This window comes from Pseudomonas sp. P7548 (genome assembly GCF_013386585.1).
GTDB lineage: Bacteria > Pseudomonadota > Gammaproteobacteria > Pseudomonadales > Pseudomonadaceae > Aquipseudomonas.
The window spans coordinates 1-6,254 of record NZ_JACARO010000122.1; the positions used below are offsets into that span (position 1 = coordinate 1).

General features: G+C 58.0%; 7 protein-coding genes and 1 other RNA gene. 6 read left to right on the plus strand and 2 right to left on the minus strand.

Annotated elements, in window-relative coordinates:
* The first annotated feature begins 258 nt into the window (after positions 1-258).
* Both HX803_RS30905 and ffs read left to right on the plus strand, forming a co-directional pair.
* The gene (locus tag HX803_RS30905; RefSeq protein ID WP_178925879.1) at positions 259-1,422 is read left to right on the plus strand and encodes a putative zinc-binding metallopeptidase; all 1,164 of its coding nucleotides are present in this window, start codon (positions 259-261) and stop codon (positions 1,420-1,422) included.
* 121 nt (positions 1,423-1,543) lie between these two features.
* An RNA gene (gene ffs, locus HX803_RS30910) (signal recognition particle sRNA small type) lies at positions 1,544-1,640 on the plus strand.
* Positions 1,641-1,750: 110 nt separating this feature from the next.
* Here ffs and HX803_RS30915 read toward each other — a convergent pair.
* Entirely contained in the window at positions 1,751-2,308 is a 558-nt protein-coding gene (locus tag HX803_RS30915) for a hypothetical protein (RefSeq protein WP_178925880.1), read from the minus strand.
* Positions 2,309-2,482: 174 nt separating this feature from the next.
* On the opposite strand from HX803_RS30915, the gene HX803_RS30920 reads away from it, so the two are divergent.
* The 4 genes from HX803_RS30920 (at position 2,483) to HX803_RS30935 (ending at position 5,159) form a co-directional block, all read left to right on the plus strand.
* Positions 2,483-2,767 (plus strand): hypothetical protein, encoded by a 285-nt coding sequence (locus tag HX803_RS30920; protein WP_178925881.1) that lies wholly within the window; start codon positions 2,483-2,485, stop codon positions 2,765-2,767.
* A 63-nt stretch (positions 2,768-2,830) separates the two neighbouring features.
* Positions 2,831-3,277, plus strand: coding sequence for an NUDIX hydrolase (locus tag HX803_RS30925; protein ID WP_178925882.1), 447 nt, complete (start codon positions 2,831-2,833; stop codon positions 3,275-3,277).
* A gap of 237 nt (positions 3,278-3,514) precedes the next feature.
* Positions 3,515-4,561, plus strand: coding sequence for an N-acetylmuramidase family protein (locus HX803_RS30930; protein WP_178925883.1), 1,047 nt, complete (start codon positions 3,515-3,517; stop codon positions 4,559-4,561).
* A 1-nt stretch (position 4,562) separates the two neighbouring features.
* Positions 4,563-5,159 carry a hypothetical protein gene (locus HX803_RS30935; RefSeq protein ID WP_178925884.1) on the plus strand — a complete coding sequence of 199 codons (597 nt, stop codon included), beginning with the start codon at positions 4,563-4,565 and terminating at the stop codon, positions 5,157-5,159.
* A gap of 59 nt (positions 5,160-5,218) precedes the next feature.
* On the opposite strand, the gene HX803_RS30940 is transcribed toward HX803_RS30935, so the two are convergent.
* Complete coding sequence (locus tag HX803_RS30940) at positions 5,219-6,121, minus strand: DUF2167 domain-containing protein (RefSeq protein ID WP_176996307.1); 903 nt, start codon at positions 6,119-6,121, stop codon at positions 5,219-5,221.
* Positions 6,122-6,254: the final 133 nt, after the last annotated feature.

Genomic DNA, 6,254 nt, shown 5'->3' on the forward strand with positions numbered 1-6,254 from the left:
CCGGGCCGGGTGCGGGCTCCAAGTTGGCCAAGGCCAGCGAGCTGGGCCTGAAGGTGCTGGACGAAGAAGCCTTCGTCGCTTTCCTCGCCGAGCACAACATCACCGTCGACTAACCCTGTAGGAGCCCGGCTTGCCGGCGATGGCGTCCGTACGATTGTCATCGCCGGCAAGCCGGGCTCCTACAGTGGTATTGCGTTATTTTCGGAACGATCTTCGAAGGGAATTGATCTAGTCTCTGTCTTCCAGGGAGAGATCGCCATGTTCCGTTACTTCGAGCAACTCAGTTCGCGTATCGCTGCACCGTTCGTGGCCGGGTCCTCGCGCAACAGCAAGGTGTGGCAATGCCGGTGCGGCCAGTCGCTGTTCTTTCGCAACAGCCAATGCCTGGCCTGCCAGGCGCTGCTGGGCTATCAGCCGCAACAGAGCCGGCTGGCGTCCTTGCAGCCCGGTCCCGTTGCTGGCACTTGGCTGCAAGACGATAACCTTGACGCCGGTGCCTTCCGCCGCTGCGCCAACCTCGACACTCCCGCCGCGTGCAACTGGCTGATTCCTGCCCACAGCACTGCGCCCTTGTGTGTGGCCTGCAGCCTCAATCGCACCATCCCCGACCTGTCGGTCCCGGAAAACCCCGAACGCTGGCGCAAGGTCGAAACCGCCAAGCGCCGGCTGGTGGCGCAGTTGATCAGCCTGGGGTTGCAGGTGGTGCCCAAGAGCATCGATGAAGACAATGGCCTGGCCTTCGACTTCGTCGGCATCGACCTGGAAGGCAATGCGCCGATGACCGGCCATGCCAATGGCCTGATCACCCTGGATATCAAGGAAGCCGACGACGCCCACCGGGAAAAAGTCCGCGTGCAAATGCGCGAACCCTACCGCACCTTGCTCGGGCATTTTCGCCATGAGGTCGGGCATTACTACTGGGATCGCCTGATCGCCAACACCCATTGGATCGAACCGTTTCGCACCTTGTTCGGCGACGAACGCGCCAGCTACGCCGATGCACTGGACCGTCACTACCAAAACGGCCCGCGCCCCGACTGGCAACAAACCTGCGTCAGCGCCTACGCCACCATGCACCCGTGGGAAGACTGGGCCGAGACCTGGGCCCACTACCTGCACATGATGGACGCCGTCGACACCGCCCTGGGCTTCGGCATGAGCGCCCGCGAGATGGACCTGGACTACCAGCCGTTCCCTCTTACCACCCTCTACGACCCCGAACACCCGGGTGGCGTGGCATTCCTGTCGTTCGTCAACGCCTGGATCGAACTGGCCGGCATGCTCAACGAACTGTCCCGCAGCATGGGCCAGCCGGATTTCTACCCCTTCGTGCTGCCACCGCCGGTGATCGCCAAGTTGCACTTTATCCACCTGGTGATCCAGGAAGAAGGCGGCCGGGCAGACGAGGCGGTTCTTTTATAGGAGCCGGCCACAAGTGCTTGAACCATCGAATATTTTTAATCCGCCGCGAACGGTTGTAACTTCCGATGAGATCGGTACAATGGCGCGGCTTGCCGAGAGGCAGGCGTCGTTATGGTGACCCCATCGGTCCCCCCGCAACGATTACCCGTGAACCTGGTCAGAGCCGGAAGGCAGCAGCCACAGCGGGAACATTGTGTGCCGGGGTGTGGCTGGTGGGGTTGCCTCCATAACGCTCTTCCGGCAACACCCACCAAAATCCTTTTTTTTTATCGATGTTTTGCTGGCAATGACTGCCTGCGAATGGTTTTTTGCTGCCCGCGAAACGGCATTACTGCCGATACAACGGAAAAGCCTTGAACGTCGGCACCAGCTCCGCGCCCATCTCTTGCGTGCTCTCCACCGGGTTAGCCGGCGTGGGAATATTCCTGGCGAAGTGAAAGATGATGATCTGGCCCGTGACGCTGTCGCGGTAGTACTTGAAGAAGCTGATCTCGGAAAAGTCCCCGTCCTTACGAAGTGACTTGGGGTAAAACAACATCAGGTACAGGATCCCGGTGCGGTTGTCTGTGGTCAGGATCGCCGGCATGTTCGGGTTTTTCAGCTGGTGAAGCTGGACCGTGCGTTTGCCGAGGTCGAGGGGCTCCAGTCGGCTCAGGTCGCGGGAGACGACGGTAAAGTCGAGCATTTCAGTCCAGGCATCGACGCTTTCGTTCTCCGGGAAATATTCCCACAGGCCATCTTTCTGGAATTTCAGCACGAACGTCTTGCCCGCAAACACCACCGATTTGGTTTCGGTGATAGCAGGGCGAGAGAAGTCTGGCGTGGGGGAGGACGCGCAGCCGGACAACAGGGCCAGAACCGCCAAGATCAGGAGGGGAGTTTTCATTTCAATCCTTGAATGTTTTCAGGTGCGTGCGTCTTGCGAGCATGACAGTAGCTCAGCTTGTGGTTAAACGCTCTGTTTAAATCTAAGGCGGGGTTTTACATATCGGCGGTGGCTGTCAGGTGTGATATCTTTAGGCCACTAGTTGGTGATGTCAGAGTGTTATAAGGAGATAGTATGAAAAAAGTTATGGCGCTGGCCGCTCTTGCAACTGCGTTGGTCTTTTCAAGTGGCGTTCAGGCGCGCGGTAGCAGTTTTGGTGGGCATTCATCGTCCCATTCCACTTACTCGTCCTCCAGTCGATCTGACCACACCATCAGCGGATACACCCGGGGTGGCACTTACGTCCGTCCCTCTCACGCGACTAACCCTGATGCGACCCGCAATAACAACTACAGCACCAAGGGAAACGTGAACCCCTATACCGGCAAATTGGGCACTAAGAGTCGCGACAGCAAGTAATGTCTGCTTTAGTTGCACGCCTCACCCTGTGGGGTATGCGGCACACCAAGCAACAGGATTTTTATGTCTTCACCGCGAATTCGCCCTCTGGCCCTTTGTATTTTTCATCATCGCGGAAAAATACTGGTCAACTCGTTCTACGACGTCGTTAAGGAGCAGACTCTTTTCCGTCCTATTGGCGGCGGGATTGAGTTCGGTGAGAGAAGCAGTGATGCGATTATCCGAGAGGTGCAAGAAGAGCTAGGCCTTTCAATCAGTGATGTTCGGTTGATCGGCACTCTGGAAAGCATTTTTCATTACGCGGGCAAGCCCGGACACGAGATAGTCCAGGTGTATGACGCGACGTTTGATGACCCGCAAGTCTACGAAAGGCCTTGGCTGCAAGGTCATGAAAGCGATGGCGCGCCGTTCAGGGCCTTGTGGTGCAATGCTTCGAGCTTCACTGAGACCTCGCCGCTAGTGCCTGAAGGGTTATTCGATTTACTCAAAAAAGCATCGTTGCTGGAGTGATTTTCCGGGCTTCAGCCCCATGCGGATCAATGATGTCCTTGAATTTCGCCCGTTAAAAACACGCTGGGCAAACTCCAAGTGGTGCGAAACTCTCGAACTCTCCACAACTTTTAAACCCTTCGCTGGACAACCCAAAACCACCTTGTTAGTTTCCGCCAGCCACTTGTTTCAGAGTATGACAAGGGAAAAGTTGATATTGAAGTGCTATCACTTCTTTAACTAACAAGGATGTCTGTGATGAAAAGCCTGGAAGGGTTGCCCCGTCTTATCAGTGCCTCGGTAGGCGCTCCCGGCAAGGCCCGTAACTTGCCAGCCGATGTTCAGTGCATCCAGTATCTGTTCAATTTGATCATTCCCAAGCTGGGATTTCCCTTGGCCGAAAACGGCAAGTGCGACGGCCAGTTGGTGCAGTGCATCAGCCAATACCAGTTCCGTCATCTCAAGTACGCCCACCCTGACGGGGTGATTGACCCCACCGGTCGCACCTTCAATAGCCTGATCGAAGAGGCGGTGAAAGTGCCGGTGAAGGCGTTTCCGACGATGCGAATTCCGAGCTTTCTCAACGTGTTCGCCACCCAGCAAGGGGACGCGGTGCAGGCCACGGTCAATGTGTACCTGGACCGCATGCGCGCGATGATCGAGGCCGAGCGGCGCAACCGGCAATTGATGCTGCAGCCCATGTGCGACGGCGGCATGACCCTGAGCGAGGCCGACTTTCAGAACGCCGCCACGCAGTTGGGCAATGGCATCTCGGTGAATATCGTCAAGGCGTTTGCCACCGTGGAGTCCGGTGGGCGTTCGGGGTTTGGCCCGGCCAAGTTGCCGGTGATCGCGTTTGAAGGGCACTTGTTCCGCAAGTACACCAAACATATCTACGACCAGGCGCACCCGCTGTTGTCGTACCCCTACAAGAAAAAGGCCGGGCCGCAGTGGCAGGTCAATAACAAGGATCAGGTCAAGGCCTGGGAAACCATGGCCACCGCGTTTGCCCTGGACCAGGAAGCGGCGTTGAAGTCGGCGTCGTGGGGCATGTTCCAGATCATGGGCTTCAACTATGGCTCGTGCGGTTACAAAACCGTGTTTGAGTTTGCGGCGGCATTAAAAGTGAATGCCGGCAACCAACTAAAGGCATTCCTCGGTTTTTGCAGCAAGAGCCCGGCCTTGATGAAGGCCATGAAGTCCAAGGACTTTACGGGCATGGCCTACAACTATAACGGCGAGGACTACGGCAACTACGACGTCCTGATGAAACAAGCCTACGAAAAACTTGAAGGGAAGAAATAAGATGATCCGTTTTCTGGCGATGGGTGTGTTGTCGTTGTGTGCCGCAGTGCCTGCGTTCGCGGGCAGCGCCCCGTTGCATTCGGGCAAGTACGAAGGGCTGATGCTGGCCGTGACGCCAGACCATCAGGTTGAAGGTTACTACGCCGAAACCCTGGGCGAGGGCGTTACCCGCGGTTGTGCGTTCTACCTGCAAGGCAAGCCTGCAGCACTGACCACTTGGCTCGACCAGGCCTATCCCGGCAAGGTCGCCGCTTCATCCGACGGCGTGACCCTGACCGTGGAGCAGGGCCGCCAGCACCCCGGTTGCATCAATGTGCTGATGCCCGAGATCGCCACCGGCCTGGAGCTGACCCAGACCGCCAACAAGAAATGGATCGGCCTGGTGACGGTGTCTGCCGACAAGGCTTACCTGCTGAAGAACCCTGGCGTCAAAGCCGCCAAGCGCCCGTATATCGTCAAGAACGATGTCGTCGGCGTGCTGGCGTTCAAGGATGGCTGGGCCCAGGTCGAGTTCATCAACGCGGACGACCGTTCGTTCACCGGCTGGATCAGCGGGGATCAATACCGTCGGCTGGCTGCGCCCGTCGCGAAGAACTGAACCCATAAAAAAACGCCGCAGCGTGCCTGGCACATTGCGGCGTTTTTTTGTGCCTGTGATCAGGCTTTGTTGCGGTTGAACAGCTTGCGAACGAAGGCAAGCAATGCCACGACGCCGATCACCAGGAACTTCTTCGCCGCCAGCAGGAAGATGCCGATCTTGGCGAACAGCCCGGCCTTGGCAGCGATGCCGCCAGCGACCAGGGCCGCCAGGCCATAAGCGGCCAGCTTGTCGGTTTTCGGGTTGAAATCGGTGTACAGGTTGCCGTCGGTGAAGTTGGTGAAGGCCAGCACTTGAGGCAGTTCCTGCTTGATGGTCGGCAGGTCGGCCATGGCGGCGACGGCGTTGAGTTCCAGGACGCCCTCACGACCCAGGACGCGGATGCTGTAGTTGAGAGTGTTCTGTTGCGCGTCGTCGGCTTTCAGCTCACGGGCCCAGTACATCTTGTGGGTGGTGTCGTCGTAGCGCGGCGGCTCGGCCCAGCCCAGCAAGTGCAGGCCGGCGTAGCCTTGTTTACGGCGTTCCTTGTTGTCGGCCTCGTCTTCTTCCTGCATCGACTTGAGCAGGTCGGCGTAGTCGATTTTTGCCGCATCTTCGTCAGAAATGTGCCCGTCATTCTTGTAGCTGACGATCACGCCCCAGCCGCGTTCCGACAGCGGGCTGACGGCCTTGGGCACGATCATGCCGAGGGTCTTGAAGCCTGGCGGGTTGCCCCAGCCATCGGTCAGCAAGCGTTCGGTGTCGGACGGGTCGAGGTAGTAGAAGTTGTCGTTGAGCTTGAGGGTGGCAATGCCGCTTGGCAGGGTGATGGTGCCGGTCTTCTGCTTGAGTGACGCAAGAAAGTGCTCGGCCGTTTCGGCAGGGGCGCTGGCTTCGACAGGGGCGGGCGGGGTGGCAGCAAAAGCGGGTGCGACAGGCAGGCTCAAGGCGGCCGCCACCATTAGCAGGCGGAAGTAATTCATGGTAGTCCCTTACAATTTGAATTAATTTCGCGGGAGGATACCTGAAACAAGTTGTTACGGGTTAGCCGAAAGTCTCTCGCAACAGCCCAGCAAAGGCGTCCCGTGCCAAGTGCCGTTGGGTCTCCTTTTGCCA

Bases quoted from the DNA above. Each gene is read 5' to 3' on its own strand.
- HX803_RS30940 (WP_176996307.1), bottom strand. From the start codon at position 6,121: ATGAATTACTTCCGCCTGCTAATGGTGGCGGCCGCCTTGAGCCTGCCT.
- HX803_RS30930 (WP_178925883.1), top strand. From the start codon at position 3,515: ATGAAAAGCCTGGAAGGGTTGCCCCGTCTTATCAGTGCCTCGGTAGGC.
- HX803_RS30925 (WP_178925882.1), top strand. From the start codon at position 2,831: ATGTCTTCACCGCGAATTCGCCCTCTGGCCCTTTGTATTTTTCATCAT.
- HX803_RS30935 (WP_178925884.1), top strand. From the start codon at position 4,563: ATGATCCGTTTTCTGGCGATGGGTGTGTTGTCGTTGTGTGCCGCAGTG.
- HX803_RS30905 (WP_178925879.1), top strand. From the start codon at position 259: ATGTTCCGTTACTTCGAGCAACTCAGTTCGCGTATCGCTGCACCGTTC.
- HX803_RS30915 (WP_178925880.1), bottom strand. From the start codon at position 2,308: ATGAAAACTCCCCTCCTGATCTTGGCGGTTCTGGCCCTGTTGTCCGGC.
- HX803_RS30920 (WP_178925881.1), top strand. From the start codon at position 2,483: ATGAAAAAAGTTATGGCGCTGGCCGCTCTTGCAACTGCGTTGGTCTTT.